18 protein-coding genes are annotated in these 21,597 nt (G+C 63.8%); 14 read left to right on the forward strand and 4 right to left on the reverse strand.

Going from position 1 to position 21,597, the window contains the following annotated elements; translation table 11 throughout:
• Nucleotides 1–86: 86 nt before the first annotated feature.
• The 5 genes from ABIB66_RS01295 to ABIB66_RS01315 all read left to right on the forward strand — a co-directional run bounded on the left by ABIB66_RS01295 (nucleotide 87) and on the right by ABIB66_RS01315 (nucleotide 5,812).
• Nucleotides 87–932, forward strand: a complete 846-nt coding sequence (locus ABIB66_RS01295) for an ABC transporter ATP-binding protein (protein ID WP_354207145.1) — start codon at nucleotides 87–89, stop codon at nucleotides 930–932.
• A 130-nt stretch (nucleotides 933–1,062) separates the two neighbouring features.
• A complete protein-coding gene (locus tag ABIB66_RS01300; protein ID WP_275170689.1) occupies nucleotides 1,063–2,460 on the forward strand; it encodes an enolase-like domain-containing protein in 1,398 nt (465 codons plus the stop codon).
• Nucleotides 2,457–3,608 (forward strand): Gfo/Idh/MocA family protein, encoded by a 1,152-nt coding sequence (locus ABIB66_RS01305; RefSeq protein ID WP_275170474.1) that lies wholly within the window; start codon nucleotides 2,457–2,459, stop codon nucleotides 3,606–3,608. The genes ABIB66_RS01300 and ABIB66_RS01305 overlap by 4 nt, the downstream gene beginning before the upstream one ends.
• A 135-nt stretch (nucleotides 3,609–3,743) precedes the next feature.
• On the forward strand, nucleotides 3,744–4,949 hold the full coding sequence (locus ABIB66_RS01310; RefSeq protein WP_275170475.1) for a dihydrodipicolinate synthase family protein: 1,206 nt from the start codon (nucleotides 3,744–3,746) through the stop codon (nucleotides 4,947–4,949).
• Nucleotides 4,949–5,812 carry a sugar phosphate isomerase/epimerase family protein gene (locus ABIB66_RS01315; protein WP_275170476.1) on the forward strand — a complete coding sequence of 288 codons (864 nt, stop codon included), beginning with the start codon at nucleotides 4,949–4,951 and terminating at the stop codon, nucleotides 5,810–5,812. Before ABIB66_RS01310 ends, ABIB66_RS01315 begins: the two co-directional genes overlap by 1 nt.
• Before the next feature lie 137 nt (nucleotides 5,813–5,949).
• On the opposite strand, the gene ABIB66_RS01320 is transcribed toward ABIB66_RS01315, so the two are convergent.
• Nucleotides 5,950–7,170: a cytochrome P450 gene (locus tag ABIB66_RS01320; RefSeq protein WP_275170477.1), complete on the reverse strand. Its 1,221-nt coding sequence runs from the start codon at nucleotides 7,168–7,170 to the stop codon at nucleotides 5,950–5,952.
• Between the two features lie 107 nt (nucleotides 7,171–7,277).
• Between ABIB66_RS01320 and ABIB66_RS01325 the strand changes: the two genes are divergently transcribed.
• The 9 genes from ABIB66_RS01325 (at nucleotide 7,278) to cnbZ (ending at nucleotide 18,194) form a co-directional block, all read left to right on the forward strand.
• Nucleotides 7,278–7,832, forward strand: coding sequence for a phosphonopyruvate decarboxylase (locus tag ABIB66_RS01325; protein ID WP_354207141.1), 555 nt, complete (start codon nucleotides 7,278–7,280; stop codon nucleotides 7,830–7,832).
• Nucleotides 7,829–8,419 (forward strand): thiamine pyrophosphate-dependent enzyme, encoded by a 591-nt coding sequence (locus ABIB66_RS01330; RefSeq protein WP_354207139.1) that lies wholly within the window; start codon nucleotides 7,829–7,831, stop codon nucleotides 8,417–8,419. Before ABIB66_RS01325 ends, ABIB66_RS01330 begins: the two co-directional genes overlap by 4 nt.
• Before the next feature lie 134 nt (nucleotides 8,420–8,553).
• On the forward strand, nucleotides 8,554–9,255 hold the full coding sequence (locus tag ABIB66_RS01335) for a TetR/AcrR family transcriptional regulator (RefSeq protein WP_354207348.1): 702 nt from the start codon (nucleotides 8,554–8,556) through the stop codon (nucleotides 9,253–9,255).
• Nucleotide 9,256: 1 nt separating this feature from the next.
• Nucleotides 9,257–10,450, forward strand: coding sequence for an efflux RND transporter periplasmic adaptor subunit (locus tag ABIB66_RS01340; RefSeq protein ID WP_275170481.1), 1,194 nt, complete (start codon nucleotides 9,257–9,259; stop codon nucleotides 10,448–10,450).
• Nucleotides 10,451–10,526: 76 nt separating this feature from the next.
• On the forward strand, nucleotides 10,527–13,622 hold the full coding sequence (locus tag ABIB66_RS01345; protein WP_354207346.1) for a MexW/MexI family multidrug efflux RND transporter permease subunit: 3,096 nt from the start codon (nucleotides 10,527–10,529) through the stop codon (nucleotides 13,620–13,622).
• Between the two features lie 134 nt (nucleotides 13,623–13,756).
• Complete coding sequence (locus ABIB66_RS01350) at nucleotides 13,757–15,805, forward strand: sensor histidine kinase (protein ID WP_354254040.1); 2,049 nt, start codon at nucleotides 13,757–13,759, stop codon at nucleotides 15,803–15,805.
• Entirely contained in the window at nucleotides 15,802–16,191 is a 390-nt protein-coding gene (locus ABIB66_RS01355) for a response regulator (protein WP_275170483.1), read from the forward strand. Before ABIB66_RS01350 ends, ABIB66_RS01355 begins: the two co-directional genes overlap by 4 nt.
• Nucleotides 16,188–17,438, forward strand: coding sequence for an adenylate/guanylate cyclase domain-containing protein (locus ABIB66_RS01360; protein WP_275170484.1), 1,251 nt, complete (start codon nucleotides 16,188–16,190; stop codon nucleotides 17,436–17,438). Before ABIB66_RS01355 ends, ABIB66_RS01360 begins: the two co-directional genes overlap by 4 nt.
• 9 nt (nucleotides 17,439–17,447) lie before the next feature.
• Nucleotides 17,448–18,194, forward strand: a complete 747-nt coding sequence (gene cnbZ / locus ABIB66_RS01365) for a 2-amino-5-chloromuconate deaminase CnbZ (protein ID WP_354254042.1) — start codon at nucleotides 17,448–17,450, stop codon at nucleotides 18,192–18,194.
• On the opposite strand, the gene ABIB66_RS01370 is transcribed toward cnbZ, so the two are convergent.
• Genes ABIB66_RS01370 through ABIB66_RS01380 form a run of 3 tightly spaced genes read right to left on the reverse strand, consistent with a single transcriptional unit; the run spans nucleotide 18,191 to nucleotide 21,579 of the window.
• Entirely contained in the window at nucleotides 18,191–19,078 is an 888-nt protein-coding gene (locus tag ABIB66_RS01370) for an ABC transporter permease (RefSeq protein WP_354207133.1), read from the reverse strand. The two genes, cnbZ and ABIB66_RS01370, sit on opposite strands and share 4 nt — an antisense overlap.
• A 4-nt stretch (nucleotides 19,079–19,082) precedes the next feature.
• On the reverse strand, nucleotides 19,083–20,024 hold the full coding sequence (locus ABIB66_RS01375; protein ID WP_275170487.1) for an ABC transporter permease: 942 nt from the start codon (nucleotides 20,022–20,024) through the stop codon (nucleotides 19,083–19,085).
• A 31-nt stretch (nucleotides 20,025–20,055) separates the two neighbouring features.
• The gene (locus ABIB66_RS01380) at nucleotides 20,056–21,579 is read right to left on the reverse strand and encodes an ABC transporter substrate-binding protein (protein ID WP_354207130.1); all 1,524 of its coding nucleotides are present in this window, start codon (nucleotides 21,577–21,579) and stop codon (nucleotides 20,056–20,058) included.
• Nucleotides 21,580–21,597: the final 18 nt, after the last annotated feature.

Genomic DNA, 21,597 nt, shown 5'->3' on the forward strand with positions numbered 1-21,597 from the left:
GGACCAGACCCGGAATCTCGAGATTCCGGGTTCGCCCTTCGAGCGCCCCGGAATGACGGTTCGTATCGTCGAGCGGACTTGATACAATGAAAGCAGCAGAAGCGATACCTCCCGGCCAACCGGCCGCGCATCTGAGACTGGTGAGCGACCGGGCTGCCGGCGATGCGTCGGGCATCAAACTGTCCGGCGTGTCGAAGACCTATCGGACGCGCGACGGCGATGTGCCGTCATTGCGGCCGCTCGACTTCCATATCAACGACGGCGAGTTCTTCGTCGTGGTCGGCCCATCCGGCTGCGGCAAGTCCACGCTGCTCAAGCTGATCTCGGGACTGCTGCCGCCGACGACGGGCGAGATCCTGGTCGAGGGCGAGAAGGTGACGGCGCCGCACGGCAATGTCGGCATCGTGTTCCAGAACGCGCTGCTGCTGCCGTGGCGTAACATCCTGTCCAACGTGATGCTGCCGATCGACATGAAGCGGCTGCCGCGCCAGACATATCTCGACCGTGCCAAGGCGCTGTTGAAGATGGTCGGGCTCGAAGGATTCGAGAAGAAGCTGCCCTGGCAGCTCTCCGGCGGCATGCAGCAGCGCGCCTCGATCTGCCGCGCCCTGGTGCATGATCCCCGGATCATGCTGATGGACGAGCCGTTCGGCGCGCTCGATGCGCTGACGCGCGAGCGCATGAATGTCGAGCTGATGCGGATCCAGCGCGAAACCCGGAAGACGGTTCTGCTGATCACGCATTCGATCCCCGAGGCCGTGTTCCTCGCCGACCGCGTGCTGGTCATGACCGAGCGGCCCGGCGCGGTCGCCGCGATCTACGACGTGCCGCTGCCGCGCCCCCGTTCGCTCGACGTGATGGCCGATCCTGTTTTCACCGAGCTGGTGCAGCGCATCCGCAAGCATTTCTTTTCCCAAGGGGCGCTGGATTAGGGACGATGGGATCAGCTCTGAATTCCGGAGCGTCATGGCCGGGCTTGTCCCGGCCATCCACGCCTTGCCCCGCGCGAGAGAGAACGTGCATGCCCGGGACAAGCCCGGGCATGACGACCGTCCTAGGACCATGCCGGTGCGCCTGAAGTTGCGAGACATCACCTTCTTCGAACGACCCGTGCATTTCGCGCGGCCGTTCCGCTTCGGCGCGATCACGATCAACGCGACGCCGCAGCTCTACGTGCGGGTCGAGATCGAGGTCGAGGGCAGGGGATCGGCGGTCGGCGCCAGCGCCGAGCTGCTGGTGCCAAAATGGTTCGACAAGCGGCCGGAGCTTTCGCCGGTCCAGACCGTCGATGATTTGCGCCGCTCGCTGGAGATCGCACGGGGGCTTTATCTTGCGCGAACCGGATTTTTGAGGGCATTCGATCTGCATGCCTCCTGCATCGGCGCCCAGGTCGCAACTTGTGCGAAAAAGAACATTCCGGCGCTTGCCGCGACTTACGGCCCCGCGGAAATCGACAAGGCGATCCTCGACGCGCTGCTCCGCGCCGCCGAGACCAATTTTTTCGACGGCATGGCCGGCAACATCGCCGGCATCGATGCGCGGCTTTCGCCCGACCTGAAGGAAACCGATCTCACGATTTTTCTATCCGGCCGGAAGCCGCTGTCGCGTGTTGCCGTCAGGCATACCGTCGGCCTCCACGACACCGTTGAGGGCGAGGGCGGAGTTGCAGATGCCCACGAGAACTCCGGTGCAAGATATTTCAAGCTGAAGCTGTCGGGTGATCCCGTCGCCGATGCAGCGCGGCTGGCGCGCATTGGCAAGGAACTCGATGCGCTGGAGCATGACTACGAGGTGACGCTCGATGCCAACGAGCAATATGCCGATCTCGCGGCGTTGCAGGAACTGATGGACCGGCTCGACCATGACCCCGCGCTGCGGTCGATTTCATCCAGGCTGCTCTATGTCGAGCAGCCGATGCCGCGCGATGTCACGAGGCAGTCGCCGCTCGGCTCGCTCGCGGCGCGCGGCTTCATAATCGACGAAGCCGACGATTCCTACGACGCGTTTCCCGCGGCACGCGCGCTCGGCTATCACGGCATCTCCTCGAAATCCTGCAAAGGGCTTTACAAATCCATCGTCAACGCGACGCGCGCGGCGAAATGGAGCGCGGGCGGCGAGAAGTTCTTCGTCACCGGCGAGGACCTGACCTGCCAGGCCGGGCTTGCCGTGCAGCAGGATCTCGCGCTCGGCGCCTTCATCGGCATCACTCATGCCGAGCGCAACGGCCACCATTATGTCGATGGCTTCGGTGACACGCCCGCCGCGGAGGCCCAGGCGTTCGCGGCCGCGCACCCCGATCTCTATGCCGATGCCGGGCAGGGCGTCCGCCTCAACATTCACAACGGCGATCTCCTGACGGGATCGCTTCACACAACGGGCTTTGCGACGTCGGTCCATCCGGACTGGTCGGCGCTGCGCTCGCTCGAACAGCCAAAATCACTTCAGGAGCAATCGGCATGACCACCCAACGCCTCGGCCTCATCATGAACGGCGTCACCGGCCGCATGGGCCTCAACCAGCATCTGATCCGCTCGATCGTCGCGATCCGGGAGCAGGGCGGCGTCCGCTTGAAGAACGGCGACCGCGTGATGCCCGATCCGATCCTGGTCGGCCGCAGCGCCGAGAAGGTGGAGGGGCTCGCCAAGCGCTACAACATCACGCGCTGGACCACCGATCTAGACGCCGCGCTCGCCGACAAGAACGACACCATGTTCTTCGACGCAGCGACGACGCAGGCGCGCCCCGGGCTGCTGACCCAGGCGATCAATGCCGGCAAGCACGTCTATTGCGAGAAGCCGATCGCGACCAATTTCGAGGAGGCGCTCGAGGTCGTCAAGCTCGCCAATTCCAAGGGCGTCAAGCACGGCACGGTGCAGGACAAGCTGTTCCTGCCCGGCCTGAAGAAGATTGCCTTCCTGCGCGACTCCGGCTTCTTCGGCCGCATTCTCTCGGTGCGCGGCGAGTTCGGCTATTGGGTGTTCGAGGGCGGCTGGCAGGAGGCGCAGCGGCCGTCATGGAATTACCGCGACGAGGACGGCGGCGGCATCATTCTCGACATGGTTTGCCACTGGCGCTACGTGCTCGACAATCTCTTTGGCGAGGTCGAGAGCGTGAGCTGCATCGGCAACACCGACATTCCCGAGCGTTTCGACGAGCAGGGCAAGAAGTACAAGGCGACCGCCGACGACTCCGCCTATGCGACGTTCCAGCTCAAGGGCGGCGCCATCGCCCACATCAACATGTCCTGGGTGACGCGCGTCTATCGCGACGATCTCGTCACCTTCCAGGTCGACGGCACGCTCGGCTCGGCCGTCGCAGGCCTTTCCGACTGCATGATCCAGGCGCGGCAGGCGACGCCCCGGCCGGTGTGGAATCCCGACGAGAAGCGGCTGCACGATTTCTACGGCGACTGGCAGAAGCTGCCAGACAACGTCAGCTACGACAACGGCTTCAAAGAGCAGTGGGAGATGTTCATCCGCCACGTCTACGAGGATGCGCCCTACAAGTTCACGCTGCTCGAAGGCGTCAAGGGCGTGCAGCTCGCCGAATGCGCGCTGAAGAGCTGGAAGGAGCGGCGCTGGATCGACGTCGCCCCGATCAAGGTCTGAGGTCTATTGGATAAGTGTCGATGTTATTGAGCCGTCATTGCGAGCGAAGCGAAGCAATCCAGAATGCCTCCGCGGCGAGAGTCTGGATTGCTTCGTCGCTTCGCTCCTCGCAATGACGGGAAGAGGTCTGAAATCATGAACAAGCCCGTCCAGCCCAAGCCCGTCCCATCAACGTCGTCTCTGTCGCTCAAGCTGCCGAAGGCCGATCGTTCGATCGAGACCTACCGGCTTGCTGCATCGCGCACCTTTCCTGCAAAGCTCGAGGGCCCGCTGAACCGCATCGCGTTCTCGGCCGTTCACACCGTGACCGATCCCTTCGCCGACAACGACCCGTGGCTGTCCGCTGCCGTCGACTGGGACAAGACCATCGCCTTCCGCGAGCACGTCTGGGATCTCGGCCTCGGTGTCGCCGAAGCCATGGACACCGCGCAGCGCGGCATGGGGCTGGACTGGCCGACCTCGCTGGAGCTGATCACGCGCTCGGTCGACGCGGCCAAGCGACGCAACGCGCTGGTGTTTTCCGGAGCAGGCACGGACCATCTCGCGGTCGAGGACGCCAGGAATCTCGACGACGTGATCCGCGCCTATGAGGAGCAGATATCGGCGGTCGAGAAGGTCGGTGGCCGCATCATTTTGATGGCGTCGCGCGCGTTGGCGAAGCTGGGCCGCAACGCCGACGATTACGCAAAGGTCTATGACCGCGTGCTGTCGCAGGTTCGCGAGCCCGTGATCATCCACTGGCTTGGCGACATGTTCGATCCGGCGCTGACGGGATATTGGGGCACCAGCGATCTCGACAAGGCGATGGATATTGCGGTCGCCATCATCAACGGCAACGCCGCCAAGGTCGACGGTGTCAAGGTTTCGCTGCTGGACAAGCAACGCGAGATCGACATGCGCAGGCGGCTCGACAAGCGTATCAAGATGTACACCGGCGACGATTTTAATTATGCGGAGCTGATCGCCGGCGACGAACAGGGCTTTTCGCACGCGCTGCTCGGCATCTTCGATGCGATCGCGCCGGCGGCGTCCTACGCCTTATCGCGGCTGGCAGCGGGTGACGAAGCCGGCTTCCACGACGTACTGGGGCCGACGGTGCCGCTGTCGCGGCACATCTTCAAGGCGCCCACGCGGTTCTATAAGACCGGCGTTGTGTTCATGGCCTATCTCAACGGCCACCAGGACCATTTCACCATGGTCGGCGGGCAGGAGAGCACGCGCTCGATGCTGCATCTGGCCGAGCTGTTCCGGCTGGCCGACAAGGCCGGGCTGCTCGCCAATCCGGAGTTGGCGACGCGGCGGATGAAGGCGGTGCTCTCAACGCACGGAATCGAATCCTGATGCGTGATTTCTCGTCCGATCATCGCTGGCTGTCGCTGAACACGGCGACGATCCGCAAGCGGGGTGACCTCGTCGAAATCATCGACGCCTGTGCCAGGCACGGCATCCGTGCCATCGACCCCTGGCGCGACCAGGTCGCAGCCGTCGGCCTCGACCGCGCCGCCCGCGCGGTGCGCGAGGCCGGCCTCGATCTATCGGGCTACTGCCGCGGCGGCATGTTCACGTCGGATGCATCGCGGCGGGGCGAGGTGCGTGACGACAACCGGCGCTGTGTGGACGAAGCCAAGGCGCTGGGGGCACCCTGCATTGTGCTCGTCGTCGGCGGCTTGCCGCAATATTCGCGGCCGGGCAGCGAAGCGTCGAAGGACATCGCGGGCGCGCGGACGCAGGTCGAGGAAGCGCTCGCTGATATGCTCGATTATGCCAAACAGGCCAAGCTGCCGCTGGCGATCGAGCCGCTGCATCCGGCCTATGCGGCGGACCGTGCCTGCGTCAACACGGCGAAGCAGGCGCTCGACATCTGCGACCGGCTCGATCGTGATCGCAGCGGCATGCTCGGCGTCGCGCTCGACGTCTATCACATCTGGTGGGATCCGGAGCTGATGGGGCAGATCGCGCGCGCCGGGCAGGATCGCCTGCTCGCCTTCCATGTATGCGACTGGCTGGTGCCGACCAAGGACATTCTCAACGACCGCGGCATGATGGGCGATGGCGTGATCGATATCAAATCCGTGCGTGCAGCGGTCGAGGCGCAGGGCTTTGCCGGCTATTCGGAGATCGAAATCTTCTCCAACGACTGGTGGAGCAAACCGATGGATGAGGTGCTGCAAACCTGCATCGCGCGGCACAAGACGGTGGTTTAGGCCTTCCGGAATTTGTTGCGCGCAGCGGCGCCGATGGCCTGAGACGTCAAATGGTTACGCGGGATCACCGGGGCATGCCGCGCCGGTAACCTTCTACTGTGCATGGGGTTGTTTTCGCGTTTTTTTGTTGTGAGGCCTCAGCCGATCGCGCAAGGCACGCTCAGAAAGCCGCGGAACCGCACCCGTCCGCCCCGCACCGGGCGTCCGCTTACGGCATAGTTCGGGAAGCGCGCCAAGAAGCGTGAGACCGCGATGGCGCCTTCCAGCCGCGCCAGCGCCATGCCGGCGCATTGATGCGCGCCGGTGGCGAAGGCGAGATGCCGGTTCGGCGTGCGCGCGATGTCGAATCTCTCGGGGTCCGGAAACTGCGCGGGATCGCGGTTGGCAGCGCCGATGCACAGCGTGATCGACGTGCCGGCATCGAGCATGACGCCGCCGAGTTCGACCCGCTCCGTGGTCATGCGGTTGCCGAGCTGGTTCGAGCTCTCGTAGCGCAGCATCTCTTCGACCGCAGTCTTGATCAGCTCGGGGTGGTCGATCAGCCGCCGCTTCTGATCCGGATTCCGGTCGAGCGCTACGAGGCCGTTGCCGATCAGGTTGGTGGTGGTCTCGTGGCCGGCATTGAGCAGGAAGATGCAGTTGTGCAGCAGCTCCTTCTCGGTCAGCCGCTCGCCGTTGTCCTCGCCCTGGATCAGGCGCGTCAGCACGTCGCGTTCGGGGTTGCCGGGCTTCGCTCGTCGGCGTGCGACCAGCGTTTCGAGATAGGCGAGAAAATCCGTCACGGCCCTGTTGCCGCGGGCGGCGACTTCAGGCGACACCACCGGTTCGAGGGCACCGAGGATTGCGAGCGACCAGTCGCGCAGCGGCGCGCGCTCGTCATGGGGCACGTCGAGCAGATTGCCGATCACCTCGATGGGGATCGATGCGGCGAAGTCCTCGATCAGCTCGCAATCACCTTTGGCGGCGATGGCGTCGAGCAGGCCGTCGACGAGCTTGATGATATCAGGCTCCATCCCCGCGATCGCGCGCGGCGACAGCGCGCCCATGATCAGGCGCCGCACGCGCGTATGGGCCGGCGGGTCGTTGAAGACGAGGCTCGTGGTGTGGTGCTCGTAGAGCGGGGTGTCGCCGTATTTCGGCGCGAACTCGCGCTTCTTGTCCGAGCTGAACGATTTTGTGTTCTTGTAGGTCGTGACGAGATCGTCATAGCGGGTCAGGAACACGGTGCCGTTGCGCAGGCGCTTGAGCGGCTCGTTCTCCCGCAGTGCACGATAGGTCGGGTAGGGATCGTCGTAGAATTCCGGCGTCAGCTTCTCCAGATCGAAACTGGCCGCCAGTTCGTTCGCACTTGCGTTCATGCCGCCATACTCGCCGGTTGAGTCCGATATGCTGTATTCGCTCTTTTGAGCGGCTCGGTTCACCGTCTACAGTCGAATCGTGATTTGCAAGCCGACCGGACAGGAAAATGCACGCCCGCGCTGACGCTGCCGACACGGCCGCCGAGTCCAGCACTCATTGGCCCGACGATATTTTCGCGACCTTGCAACGCTTCGACGTCCGTCAGGTGCCCTACGTGCCCGACGCCGGCCATTCGAGGCTGATCCAGCGCGTGCTGGTCTCGTCCATGATGCGCGGCATCCCGCTGACGACGGAGGAAGAGGGCGTGGCGCTTCTCGCCGGCGCCTGGACGGGTGGCCAGCGTGGCGCGCTGTTGATGCAGTCGAGCGGGGTCGGCAATTGCATCAACATGCTGTCGCTGATCCCGATCCTGCGCTTTCCCTTCCTCACGCTGGTGACGATGCGTGGCGAGTGGGGCGAGTTCAATCCGTGGCAGGTGCCGATGGGGTCGACCACGCAGGGCGTATTCGAGCTCTCGGGCGTCAAGGTGCTGCGGGCTTCGACCGCAGCCGAGGTGCCGGCCGTGCTCGAGGCGGCGGCCGCGCAGGCCTATAACGCGCTCACGCCCACCGCCGTCCTGCTGTCGCAGCGCCTGATCGGCGCCAAGGTTTTCACCAAATGAGCAAAGCCAATCTCCTCGACCGGCGTCAGGTGGTGACCACGCTTCTCGCGGACCGCAAGGATTTGGTTGCGATCGGCGGCCTCGGCGCCTCCACCAACGACATGTGCGCGGCCGGCGACCATGCGCGCAATTTCTACCTCTGGGGCGGCATGGGCGGGGCGGCGATGATCGGCCTCGGGCTTGCCCTGGCGCAGCCGAAATTGCCGGTGCTGGTCATCACCGGCGACGGCGAGATGCTGATGGGCCTGGGCAGCCTTGCCACCATCGGCCTCCAGAAGCCGTCCAACCTCTCGATCGCGGTGCTCGACAACGAGGCCTATGGCGAGACCGGCGGCCAGACCAGCCACACGGCCGCGGCCGCCGACCTCGTCGGCGTCGCCAAGGCCTGCGGCATCGGGGACAGCCGGTCTGTGACGACCATGGCCGAGGTCGAGGCCTTCGCCAAAGCCGTCCACGACATCACCGCCGGGCCGCGCTTTGCCAATGTGAAGATCGACAGCGCCAATCTGGAGCGGGTTTTGCCGAGCCGGGATGGGACTTACATTCTCAACCGGCTTCGCGGCGACCTCGGCTTCCAGCCGATCTAGGCGGACCTTCCGGCGCTCCCGTCCTGCACGGGGACCGTGTGAGCGAGGTCAATTTCCACTGGAATTACAACGCACTCAGGTTGCGATGCAGCATAGTGCTTGACTTTTGCGTGGGTGAGTGCTTACTCACTAGCATGAGCTCATTGCGTATGACGAGCGACCTGAGGCGTCAATTGATCCTCGGCGCCGCAAAGCGTTGCTTTGCCCGACACGGCTATACCGGCACCACGACCAAGAGCGTGGCGGCCGCCGCTGCCATTTCCGAAGCGCTGCTGTTCAAGCATTTTCCGTCCAAGGCCGCGCTTTACGCCGAAATTCTCAGCGACGAATGCGAGGCGGACCCGGCGCTCATGGAGCTGCTCGAACGTGAGCCGTCGACTGCTACGTTGGTCGAAGTGATCCGCGGCATGGTCGGGCATTTCATGCACATCGCCGACGGGCCCGACCAGGAAGAGGCCCAGCGGCTGCGATTGATGGCCACGAGCCATTTGGACGATGGCGAATTCGCGCGTTTGCTATATGCCAAGATCGAGACGCTGATCGGGGCGGCGTTCGTCGCCTCGCTCGAGCGTGCGGTTGCCGCGAGGGACGCGCGGCCATACAGCGGCGAACCGCTCAACCTGTTCTGGTTTGCGCATCACACTGTGATGACGGCTGCGCTGACCAGGCTGCCGGCCACGCCGTGTCTCGCTTACGGCAAGGCGAACGACCTCGAGCGGCAGCTCTGTGAGTTTCTCCTGAGGGGTATCGGACTTAACGACGCCGCAATTGCTTCGCATTTAGGCCGCGATCAGGCCGCGTGTGCGGACAAGACGGCGATTGCAGAGAGTGCATGACATGAACATCGTCACCGAACACAAGATTTCGGGCGAACCGATCGATAACAAGGCTCCCAAGCGTCCGGTCCGGCCGGTGCTCTGGTTCATCATCGTCGGCACGCTTCTGGCCGTGCTCGTCGGTGGCCTCGTCTGGTTCAATTTTTTCCGCGGCCAGATGATCAAGCAGTTCTTCGCCAACAACAAACCGCCGCCGGTTGCGGTCAGCGCCGCCGAGGCGAAGTCCGAGGTGGTGCCGAATCTGTTGACCGCCGTCGGCGGGCTGTCCGCCGTGCACCAGGTCGACGTCAGCGCCGACGTCAACGGCCGCGTCACCGAGATCAAGTTCGAGCCGGGTACGCATGTCGAGGCCGGCACGCCGCTGGTGCAGATGTTCGATGCACCGGAGCAGGGCGACCTTGCCAATTACAAGGCGCAGTCCACCGTCGCACAGCTGTCGCTCGACCGCGCCAAGCAACTGGCGTCGCGCCAGTTCGGCCCGCAGGCAACCGTCGACACCGCGCAGGCCGCGTACGATCAGGCGCTGGCGGGTATCGCCAAGACCGAAGCGTTGATCTCGCAGAAGCTGGTCCGCGCGCCGTTCTCCGGCGATCTTGGCGTCCGCAAGGTCGAGGTCGGCCAGTATTTGACCGCCGGCACGGCCATCGTCTCGCTGACGGATCTGTCGGAGCTGTGGGCCAACTTCACGGTGACGGAAAAGGACTCGGGCAATCTCAAGGTCGGTCAGCCAGTCCGGCTGAAGGTCGACGCCTATCCCGGCCGCACCTTCGACGCCAAGATCACCACGATCGAGCCGCAGATCTCGGCCGACACTCGCAACATCCGCGTGCAGGCGACCATCTCCAATCCGGAGAAGATCCTGAAGCCCGGCATGTTCGTGACCACTACGGTGGTGCTGCCGGACAAGCCGGCCGTGGTCACCGTGCCGGAGACGGCGGTCGACTACACGCTGTACGGCGACTCGGTGTTCGTGATCACCGAGAAGAAGGAAGCTGACGGCAAGACCAGCCTGAGCGCGGTGCGCACTTTCGTGCAGACCGGCAACCGGGTCGAAGGCCGCGTCGAAATCGTCAAGGGCGTGAAGCCCGGCGACAAGGTCGTCGCCGTCGGCCAGCTCAAGCTGCAATCGGGCGCGGCGGTGTCGATTTCGACCGACCCGGCTCCGCAGATCCCGGCGCAGCCGCCGCGCTACTGACATCGTACACGTTGCAGCATGATCCGGCACGGCCGGGTCATGCGCTTTGCAAGTCAAAGAAATCGAGATCGCCGCGATGCGCTTTACTGATATTTTCATCAAACGCCCGGTCCTGTCGGTCGTCGTCAGCCTGCTGATCCTGCTGATCGGCCTGCGCGCGGCGACGACGCTGCCGATCCGGCAATATCCGAAGCTGTCGAACACGGTCATCAACATCACGACCGTCTATCCGGGCGCGTCCGCGGACCTGATCCAGGGCTTCATCACTACTCCGATCGAGCAGGCGGTCGCTTCCGCCGAAGGCGTCGATTACATCACCTCGTCCTCGGTGCTCGGCACTTCGACGATCCAGGTCTACATCAAGCTGAATTTCGATCCGAACCAGGCGCTGACCGAGGTTCTGGCCAAGACGAACTCGGTCAAATATTTGATCCCGAAGGAATCCAACGACCCGATCGTCACCAAGACCACGGGCCAGACCACGGCCGTGATGTATCTCGGATTCTCGTCCGAAGAGCTGTCGGGCTCGGCGATCTCAGACTATCTGACGCGCGTTGTGCAACCGGTGCTGTCGACCGTCGATGGCGTGGCCTCCGCCGACATTCTCGGCGGCCAGACCTTTGCGATGCGGCTGTGGCTTGATCCCCTGAAGATGGCGGGCCGCAACGTGTCGCCTGCGGATGTCGCGACCGCGATCACCGCCAACAACTTCCAGTCCGCGGCGGGGCAGACCAAGGGCTATCTCATCGTCTCGAACGTCTCGACGAATACCGGCCTGACCGACGTCAACCAGTTCAAGAAGATGATCGTCAAGGCCAAGGACGGCGGCTTCGTGCGCATGGAGGACATCGCCACCGTCGAGCTTGCGGCCCAGAGCACGGACGCGAGCGTCGCCTTCAACGGAGAGCACGCCATCTTCATCGGTGTGCAGGCAACGCCGCAGGGCAACCCGCTGACGCTGGTCAAGGGCGTGCGGGCGCTGTTCCCCGAGTTGGAGCGCAATCTGCCGCCGTCGATGAAGATGAAGGTCGCCTACGATTCGACCAAGTTCATCCAATCCTCGATCGACGAGGTCGAGAAGACGCTGGGTGAAGCCGTGATCATCGTGATCGTGGTGATCTTCCTGTTCCTGGCGTCGTTCCGTTCGGTCATCGTTCCCGTCGTCACCATCCCGCTGTCGATGATCGGCGTCTGCACGCTGATGCTGGCGCTGGGCTTCAGCTTCAACCTCTTGACCCTGCTCGCGATGGTGCTCGCGATCGGCCTCGTGGTCGACGACGCCATCGTCGTGGTGGAAAACATCCATCGTCATCTGGAGGAAGGGAAAACGCCGGTCCAGGCGTCGCTGGAAGGCGCGCGCGAAATCGTGGGTCCCGTCGTCTCGATGACCATCACGCTCGCGGCCGTGTACGCGCCGATCGGTTTCCTCGGCGGCCTGACCGGCTCGCTGTTCCGCGAATTCGCCTTCACGCTTGCGGGCTCGGTGATCGTGTCCGGCGTGATCGCGCTGACGCTGTCGCCGATGATGTGCTCGGTGCTGCTGAAGAACACAGAAGAAGGGCGCTTCGCCAAGCTGGTCAACAAGGTGTTTGGCGCGCTAACGCGGTGGTACGGGCGCAGGCTCGACCGCTCGCTCGACTACAAGGCCATCACCGGCCTGTTTGCGGTGACCATCCTCGGGCTCGTCGGCTTCCTCTACATGCACACGTCGAAGGAGCTGGCGCCTGAGGAAGACCAGGGCATCGTGTTCGCGGTGACCAAGGCGCCGAAATACGCCAACATCGACTACGTCGACTTTTACGGCGAGAAGCTCGACAAGGAATTCCAGAAATTCCCCGAGACCGATCTGCGCTTCGTGCTGAACGGCATCAACGGCCCGCAGGGCGGTATCGCCGGCATGCTGCTGAAGCCGTGGGAGGAGCGCAAGCGCTCGTCGATCCAGCTGAAGTCGCTGGTGCAGGCCGAGCTTTCCAAGATCGAGGGCGTGCAGGCGTTCGCGTTCAACCTGCCGCCGCTGCCGGGCGGCCCGGGCGGCCTCCCGGTGCAGATGGTGATCAACTCCACCGCCAGTTTCCAGACTGTCTATGAGCAGATGGAGAAGCTGAAGGCTGCGGCCCGCAAGAGCGGAATGTTCATCGTTTCCGACAGCGATCTCGCCTACAACCAGCCCAACGTGAAGGTGACGATCAACCGCACCAAGGCGCAGGATCTCGGCATCAGCATGCAGAACCTCGGCAGCTCGCTGGCGGTGCTGCTCGGCGGCAACTACATCAACCGCTTCAACCTCGAGGGCCGATCCTATCAGGTCATCCCGCAGGTGCCGCGCGGCCAGCGGCTCTCGCCGGAATCGCTTGCCGGCTACTATGTGACCACCAACACCGGCCAGCAGCTTCCGCTCTCGACGGTGGTGTCGATCGAGACCAAGACCGAGCCGAATTCGCTGACACATTACAATCAGCTCAATTCGGCGACCTTCTCGGCGGTGCCGATGCCCGGCGTGACCGTCGGTGCGGCGGTCGACTTCCTCGAGAGCGAGGCCAAAAACCTGCCGCAAGGTTTCAGCCATGATTATCTGGCTGACAGCAGGCAATATGTGCAGGAAGGCAACCAGCTCGCGATCACCTTCGGCTTCGCGTTGATCATCATCTTCCTGGTGCTGGCGGCGCAGTTCGAGAGCTTGCGCGATCCGCTGGTGATCATGATCTCGGTGCCAATGGCGATCGTTGGCGCGCTGATCCCGCTATTCTTCGGCGTGGCGACCATGAACATCTACACTCAGGTCGGTCTGCTGACCTTGGTGGGCCTGATCACCAAGCACGGCATCCTGATGGTGGAGTTCGCCAACGAGCTCCAGATCAACGAGCGGCTCGATCGCCGCTCCGCCATCGAAATGTCGGCTCGCATTCGTCTGAGACCGATCCTGATGACCACGGCAGCGATGGTGACGGGCCTGATCCCGCTCCTGACCGCGACCGGCGCAGGCGCGGCCAGCCGCTTCTCGATCGGTCTGGTGGTCGTCGCCGGAATGTCGATCGGCACGTTGTTCACGCTGTTCGTGCTGCCGGCGGTCTATGTGGTGCTGGCGACCGACCATCGCGCGGCGGCCGATTCCGAGCGGAACAAGCAGGTCAACGATCTGGACCTCGGCTCCAAGGCGCTCCGGCCGACCTGAGGCCGCAAATCAAGGAACCCGAGGGCGGCAGCGGCCAATCCGCTGCCGCCCTTTTCTATTGCCTCCGGCGCGTCGGCTAGGCCTTTCCCCGCTCGCGAGAGACAAGGTCCGGTCTTCTTGCTAGGTTCGGCGGGATGAGCCTTTCCCTCCACCCCGACACCCCGCAAGCCAGGACGCTGCCAAGCGCGGCGCCGGTTGTCGTCGCGTCCGGCACGACGCCAGGGCAGGGGATCAAGAGCCGGCTCTTCACCAAATATGTCGCGCTGTTCGTGGCTGTCGTCGCGATCGCGCTGCTGGCGAACGGGCTGTTCGAGGTCTTCTTCTATTATCGGGAGCACAAGTCCGCTCTGATCCGGGTTCAGCATGAACAGGCGGAGGCGGCCGCGGCCAAGATCGGTCAGTTCGTCAAGGAGATCGAGAGCCAGCTCGGCTGGACCACGCAGCTGCCGTGGTCGGCGGGCTCGATCGAGCAGCGCCGGTTCGATGCGCTGCGGCTGCTGCGCCAAGTCCCTGCGGTCACCGAGCTCGCCCAGGTCGATGCGACCGGCAGGGAGCGGCTGCGGGTCTCGCGGCTCGCCATGGACGCGATCGACAGCGGCATCGACCTGTCGGACGATCCGAAGTTCACCGAGGCGGTCGCGCGCAAGGTTTTTTACGGGCCGGTTTATTTCCGCAGGGAGTCCGAGCCGTACATGACCCTGGCGCAGGCGGGGTCGCGCAAGGATGCCGGCGTCAGTATCGCGGAGGTCAATCTCAAGCTGATCTGGGACGTGGTATCCCAGATCAAGGTCGGCGAGCACGGACACGCCTACGTGGTCGGTCCGGAGGGACGCCTGATCGCGCACCCCGATATCAGCCTGGTCCTGCGCAACACCGACATGTCTGGTCTCACCCAGGTGCGCGCCGCGCTTGCCGGAGGCAGCGCCACGCTCGACGCGCTTTCCGAAGCGCGCAATCTCCAGGGACAGAAGGTGCTGACCGCGTCGGCCCCCATCGCGCCGCTGCACTGGACCATGTTCGTCGAGCTCCCGGTCGAGGAGGCCTATGCGGCGCTCTATGCTGCGTTGGAACGGCTTGCATTCGTGCTGCTCGCGGCGTCGATCTTCGCGGTGCTTGCCGGGATATTCCTCGCGCGCCGCATGGTCGGGCCGATCCAGGCGCTGCGGAGCGGCGCCGAGCGCATCGGCAGCGGCGATTTCTCCCAGCGCATCTCGATCAGAACCGGTGACGAGCTCGAGGGTCTCGCAGACCAGTTCAACCACATGGGCGAGCGCCTGCAGGAATCGTATGCAGACCTCGAGAACAAGGTGGAGCAGCGGACCGCAGAACTCCGGCAATCCCTCGACGATCTTCGCACCGCGCAGGACCGCCTGATCCAGACCGAGAAGCTCGCGTCCCTCGGCCAGCTCACGGCGGGAATCGCGCACGAGATCAAGAACCCGCTCAATTTCGTCAACAATTTCTCGGCGGTGTCGACGGAGCTGATCGACGAGCTCAACGAGGCCCTGCAAGGGGCCTCGCTCGACGGCAAGACAAAGGAAGAGGTCGACGAGCTGACCGGCATGCTCAGGAGCAACCTCGAAAAGGTGGTGCAGCACGGCAAACGCGCCGATTCCATCGTCAGGAACATGCTGCTGCATTCGCGCGAGGGCTCCGGCGAGCATCGCCTCAGCGATATCAACGCGATCCTGGAGGAGAGCCTTAATCTCGCCTATCACGGCGCACGTGTCGAAAGGCCCGGCTTCAACGTCACGATCGAGCGCGGCTTCGACCCCGCGGCGGGCATGGTCGATGTTTATCCGCAGGAAATCACGCGCGTCTTCCTCAATCTGATCTCGAACGGCTTCTACGCCACCGTCAAGCGCAAGGAGAGCGCCGCAGACGCCTTCGAGCCCACGTTGCGCGCGGCAACCAAAACTCTCGGCGACAAGCTCGAGATCCGTATTCGCGACAACGGCACCGGGATCCCGTCGGAGGTGAGGGAGAAGATGTTCAATCCCTTCTTCACCACCAAGCCGGCCGGCGAGGGCACCGGGCTCGGCCTTTCCATGAGCCATGACATCGTGGTGAATCAGCACGGCGGCACCATCGACGTGAACACCGAGCCCGGTGTGTTCACCGAATTCATCATCACCCTGCCGCGCATGATGGCGGCGGGCGACACTTCCGGAGGCAAGACTTGAACGTTTACATTCTGGTCGTCGATGACGAGCCCGACGTCGAGGCGCTGTTCCGGCAGCAGTTCCGGCGCGATTTGCGCACCGGCCGCTTCCAGATGGAATTCGCGCCGTCCGCGCCCGATGCGCTGAAGCTCGCCGCCGAGGTTCGCGATCCCTCGTTGATCCTGATTCTGTCCGACATCAACATGCCCGGCATGAGCGGGCTCGACATGCTGCCGAAGGTACGTGATGCGCATCCTGACGTTCCCGTCATCATGATCACCGCCTATGGAGATGCCGAGACGCGTCGGAAGGCGATCGAGCGTGGCGCAGTCGGGCTTCTGACCAAGCCGATCGATTTCGCGCTGCTGCGGCAGGAAATCGACACGAGGCTCGAGCAAGCCGCATGACCGCGACCATCCTCTTCGTCGACGACGAGCCGGATCTCGAGGCGTTGGTCCTGCAAAAATTCCGTAGGCAGATTCGCGATGGGTCGGTAACGATCATGTTCGCGCGCGACGGCCTCGAAGCGCTGCAATCGCTCGAGCAGAACCCGCATGTCGACATGGTAGTTTCCGACATCAACATGCCCAGGATGGACGGGTTGTCGCTGCTGGCGAAGCTCCAGGAAGCCGAAGACAAGAAGTCCACCATCATCGTGTCGGCCTATGGCGACATGAGCAATATCCGCACTGCAATGAACCGCGGTGCGTTCGACTTCCTGACCAAACCAATCGATTTCGCCGACCTGGAGATGACGATCCAGAAGACTATCCGCCACATCGAAATGCTGCGAGAGGTGCGAGGCCGCCAGGCGGAAGCCGAGCGCGCTCACGCCGCGCTCTCGCGTCATTTCTCGCCCGAGCTCGCCAAGCGTCTCGCGGCAGGGAGCGAAGGCAGGGGGATCGAAGTACAGTGGCGCGATATCGCGACCATTTTCACTGATATTACCGGCTTTACCTCGCTGGTCGAGAGTGCGCCGCCGGAGACGCTGGGCGCGCTTCTCAACGAGTATGTCGGCGGGATGACAGAGATCGTCTTCGCGCATGAGGGGACGGTTGCCAAGATCATCGGCGATGCAATCCAGGTGCTCTTCAACGCGCCCGGGGATCAGCCGGACTATGCGACGCGCGCGGTCGCCTGTGCGCACGATCTCGACGCTTGGGCGGAGGATTTTTCCGCGCGCTGGAAGGTGAGAGGCGTGAATTTCGGTACCACCCGCATCGGCATTCACGCCGGGCCGGCGCTGGTCGGAAATTTCGGCGGCAACCGGTTTTTCGACTACACCGCGTATGGCGACTCCATCAACATCGCGGCGCGACTGGAAACCGCGAACAAGCATCTGGGCACGCGGATTTGCGTCAGTGCCGGCATCGCCGAGGCGGCTGAGAAATTTCGGGGTCGTTCCGTCGGGGAGCTGATGCTGCGTGGACGCAGCGAACCGTTGCGCGCGTTCGAGCCGCTGACGCCGGCCCAATTCGCTGCGCCGGAAACGGCGCTGTATTCCGAGGCTTTTGCCAAGATGGCGGCCGGTGATGCCGCGGCCATGCCGGCCTTCGCCGCGCTGGTCGGCATGCATGCCGACGATACGCTGGCCGGCTTTCACCTGAAGCGCCTGCTCAATGGCGCCAAGGGCATTCGCATGCAACTGGAATAGGAATCCGATATGATTGGTGAATTCTCCGCCGGCAATTACCGCTTCATTCCGTCCGTATTCCAGTATTCGGCCGGTGCGGCCGCGGATGACGGCTACGAGATCGAGCGCGTCCGCTTCGACCGCCTGGTGCCGCTCGCGGAAGGGTTTGCGCTTGCCGCGAAGTATATTCAGGAGGCGGGACGGCCGCTGACGGCGTTCTGCGCCTGCGAGCTGCGCTCGCCCGCGGCCTTCAGCGAGGAAGGCTTTCGCGCGTTCAACCTGCACTATGTGAAGACGCTGTCCGAATGGGACATCTTCGATGGCACTACCAATCCGGTGGCGCGCAGCAATGTCTGTCCAGAGATCGACCCGCCGGCCGAGCCGTCGTTCTATGCGTTCTCCTTCACGCGGCCGACAGGCTCGAAGATGCCGAGCTTCGTGATCGCCGGCGGCGCCGAGGCGCGCGAGGGCAGTGGGACCTATGTCGAGCGCACCGTGCGCTACCGCGACCTCAGCCCGGAAGGCCTTCGCGAGAAGGTGCGCTATACGACGACATCGCAGATGGAAAACAGGATGACGGCCTTCGGCTTCGGCTGGAAGGTCACGACCGGCGTGCAGGCGTATTCCGTGCACGACTTCCACCACGCACTGGTCGACGAGCTGGTCCGCCGCGGGGCGTTACGGTCCGGCCTGACCTGGCACTATGCCCGGCCGCCGGTGGTCGATCTCGAATACGAGATGGATTGCCGCCGCGTGATGCGCGAGTTCGTGATCTAGCGCTGGCGCGGATCGAGCGCGTCGCGCAGGCCGTCGCCGAGCAGGTTCAGCGACAGCACCACGAGGAAGATCGCAAGGCCCGGCCAGAGCGCCATCCAGGGCGCCTGGGTCAGGAAGCGCTGCGCTGCGTTGAGCATGCTGCCCCAGGATGGCGCCGGCGGCTGCTGGCCCAGGCCAAGGAAGGACAGCGCAGCTTCGGCGATGATGGCGGCCGCAATCGACAGCGTCGCCTGCACCAGCAGCGCCGGCAGGATGTTCGGCAGGATGTGTGAGAACGCGATCCGCCACGGCGGATTGCCGAGTGCGCGCGCCGCCTCGACATAGTCCTCGGCCTTGACGTTCAACACCTGGCCGCGGGTCAGGCGGATGAAGATCGGGGTTGCCGAGATGCCGATCGCGATCATGGCGTTGCCGAGGCTCGGACCGAGGAATGCGGCGAGCGCGATCGCCAGGATCAGGAATGGGCAGGCCAGCATCGCGTCGGTCATCCGGCTGATCAGCGCATCGACGAAGCCGCCGCGATAGCCGGCAAGCAGGCCAAGCGGAACACCGACGCCTAGCGCAATCGCGACCGAGATGAGGCCCGCGAATAGCGACGCACGCGCGCCGTAGACGACGCGGCTCAGAATGTCGCGACCGAGCTCGTCGGTGCCGAACCAGTGCGCCGCAGTGGGCGGCTTCCGAACCAGGCTCCAGCTCGTCGCGACGGGATCGTAGGGCACGACGAGGGGCGCGAGCAGCGCAAGGCCGACGAACAACGTGATCATGACAAGTCCGAACACTGCGGCCTTGCGTTTGAACAGGCGCCGCCGGGCGCGCCGCGCCGGGCTGTCCAGCTCGTCAGCTTGCGCGATGGGAGCGGCGGGCAGGGCGGCATCGGTCATGAGTCTAGCCCCGCAGCCGCGGATTGACGAGGATGTAGGCGACATCGGCAACCAGGTTCAGCGCGATGTAGACCGTCGCCGTCACCAGCACGACGCCCTGTACCACCGCGTAGTCGCGGTTGAACACGGCATCCACGATCAGTTTGCCGAAGCCGGGAATGGAGAAGATCTGCTCGGTCAGAACCGCCCCCGACAACAGCGTGCCGAGCTCGAGCGCGCCGAGCGTGATGATCGGCGTGAGTGCGTTGCGCATGGCGTGCTTGAGGATGACCGAGCGTTCGGACAATCCCTTGGCGCGTGCGGTGCGGACGTAGTCGCTTTCCAGCACCTGGAGCATGGCGCTCCGGGTGTGCCGCATCAGGACCGCGGAAATCGCGTTGCCGAGCACGAAGGCCGGCATGATGGTGGCGGCGAGGCTCGCACGCCAGTTCTCGGTCAGCGGTACGTAACCGGACGCCGGCAGCCAGCCGAGTTCGATCGAGAACAGGAAGATGAGCATGATGCCGAGCCAGAAATTCGGCGTCGAGATGCCCCACAGCGCGAATAAATTGGCGCCATAGTCCCAGACGGTGCCCTTTTTCACGGCGGAGACGATGCCGGCGGGAATGCCAATCAGGAGCGCGATCAACATTGCCATCGAGCCGAGCTGGAGCGTCACCGGCAGCTTCTGCGCGATCAGCTCGCGCACCGGCATCTTGTTGCGCAGCGACTCTCCGAAATTGCCGGTCAGGACTCCCTTGAGCCAGTAGACGTACTGCACGGGGATCGGCTGATCGAGCCGGTATTGCTGGCGGATCTGCTCGATCACGGCGGGATCGCGCTCCTCGCCGGCCATCACCAGGGCCGGATCGCCCGGCAACAATTGCTGCAGCGAGAAGATCAGCACCGACACGAAGAAAAGTGTCGGCACGATCTGCGCAATGCGGCGGGCGAGGAAATTCAGCATGGCGCCGGCCGCATGTCAGGCGACGCCGTGCTCACTTGAACTTCAGCCCGACCACGCGCACCAGCCCGTCGGGCATCTGCCTATAACCCTGGAGCTTGGTCGTGTGCGCAATCAGAAGCGTGCGGTGGTAGATGTAGATGATCGGCAAATCGTCGAGCAGGATCTTGGCCATCTTTTCGTAGATCGCTTTGCGCTCCGCGACATTGGCGGTCAGCCTTCCTTCTTCCAGCAGCTTATCGGTCTCCGGATTCGAATAGACGCCATCGTTCTGCGGTGCCTTGCTGCGCATGAAGATATAGGAGTTGCCGTCTGGGTCGATGCGGCCGCTCCAGTTAATCTGGAAGATCTGGAACTCGCCGGCCTGGGCCTGCTTGAAGGTGGTCGCGAATTCGACCGCGCGGATCTTGATATCGAAGCCCGCTTCCGCGGCCATCGACTGGACGACTTGGGCAACGGCTTCATTCTCCGCGCCTTTGGGAATCATGTAGTCGACTGTCACTGGCGAAGTGACGCCGGCTTCCTTCAGAAGCGCCTTGGCCTTCGCGATGTCGCGGCCACGAACCGGAAACGCTTTCTGGTAGTAGGGATGGGTGGGGCTGACCCATTGATTGCCCGGCGTGAACTCGCCGTTGAAGACGACCTGGTTGAGGGCCTCGCGATCGATCGACAGATCGAGCGCCTGGCGGACCTTCGCCGATTGGCTCAGCGGCCCCTTGCTCTTGTCGTTGCCAATATTGACCGTGAGGCCGAGATAGCCGAGCTCCGGTGCCGTCGACAGCACGAGCCGCGAATCCGCGCGCACGTCCTTGATGTCGGTGGCGAGCACGCGCTCGATCAGATCGAGCCCACCGGACTTCAGGTTGGCGAGGCGCACCGTGGCGTCCACGATCGGCAGGAACACGACGCGGTCGATATGGATGTTGTCCTTGTTCCAGTAGTCGGCGAATCTCTCGAACACCATGCGGTCCTGCTGCACGCGCTCGACGAATTTGTAGGGACCGGCGCAGACCGGATGCAGGCCGAACTTGTCGCCGGCCTCCTTGGCGGCCTTCGGCGACACCATCATGCCGGAACGGTCGGTCAGCTGGGCGATCAGCGGGGAGTAAGGCGTCTTGAGTACCAGCTTGATGGTCAGGGGATCGACGACCTCGACGTGGTCGACGCTGGCAAGCTCGGACTTGCGGAACGAACCCGGCAGCGTCATGTGACGCTCGATCGAGAACTTTGCCGCTTCCGCGTCGAGCGGCTCGCCATCGTGGAATTTCACGTTGGGCCGCAGCTTGACCGTCATCTCCTTGCCGTCGGCCGAGGTCTCATGAGACAGCGCGAGCTGCGGCACGATGTTGAGCTTCTCGTCGATGTCGAACAGCTTGTCGCAGAAGGCGGAGAACACGATGCGGCCGACATAGGTGCGGCCGATGCTGGGATCGAGGATGTCAGGATCCTCGGCGATGCCGATGCGAAGCGTGGTCTGGGCCTGGGCCTGGGCTTGGGCCGCGCCTATGAGCGACGTCAGCAATGCCGACGCCAGGAGTGCCAAACGCATAGGACTCATCGCTCTCAACCTCTGTTT

Source organism: Bradyrhizobium sp. F1.13.3, from assembly GCF_040548265.1.
In the GTDB taxonomy this organism is placed as follows: Bacteria; Pseudomonadota; Alphaproteobacteria; order Rhizobiales; family Xanthobacteraceae; genus Bradyrhizobium.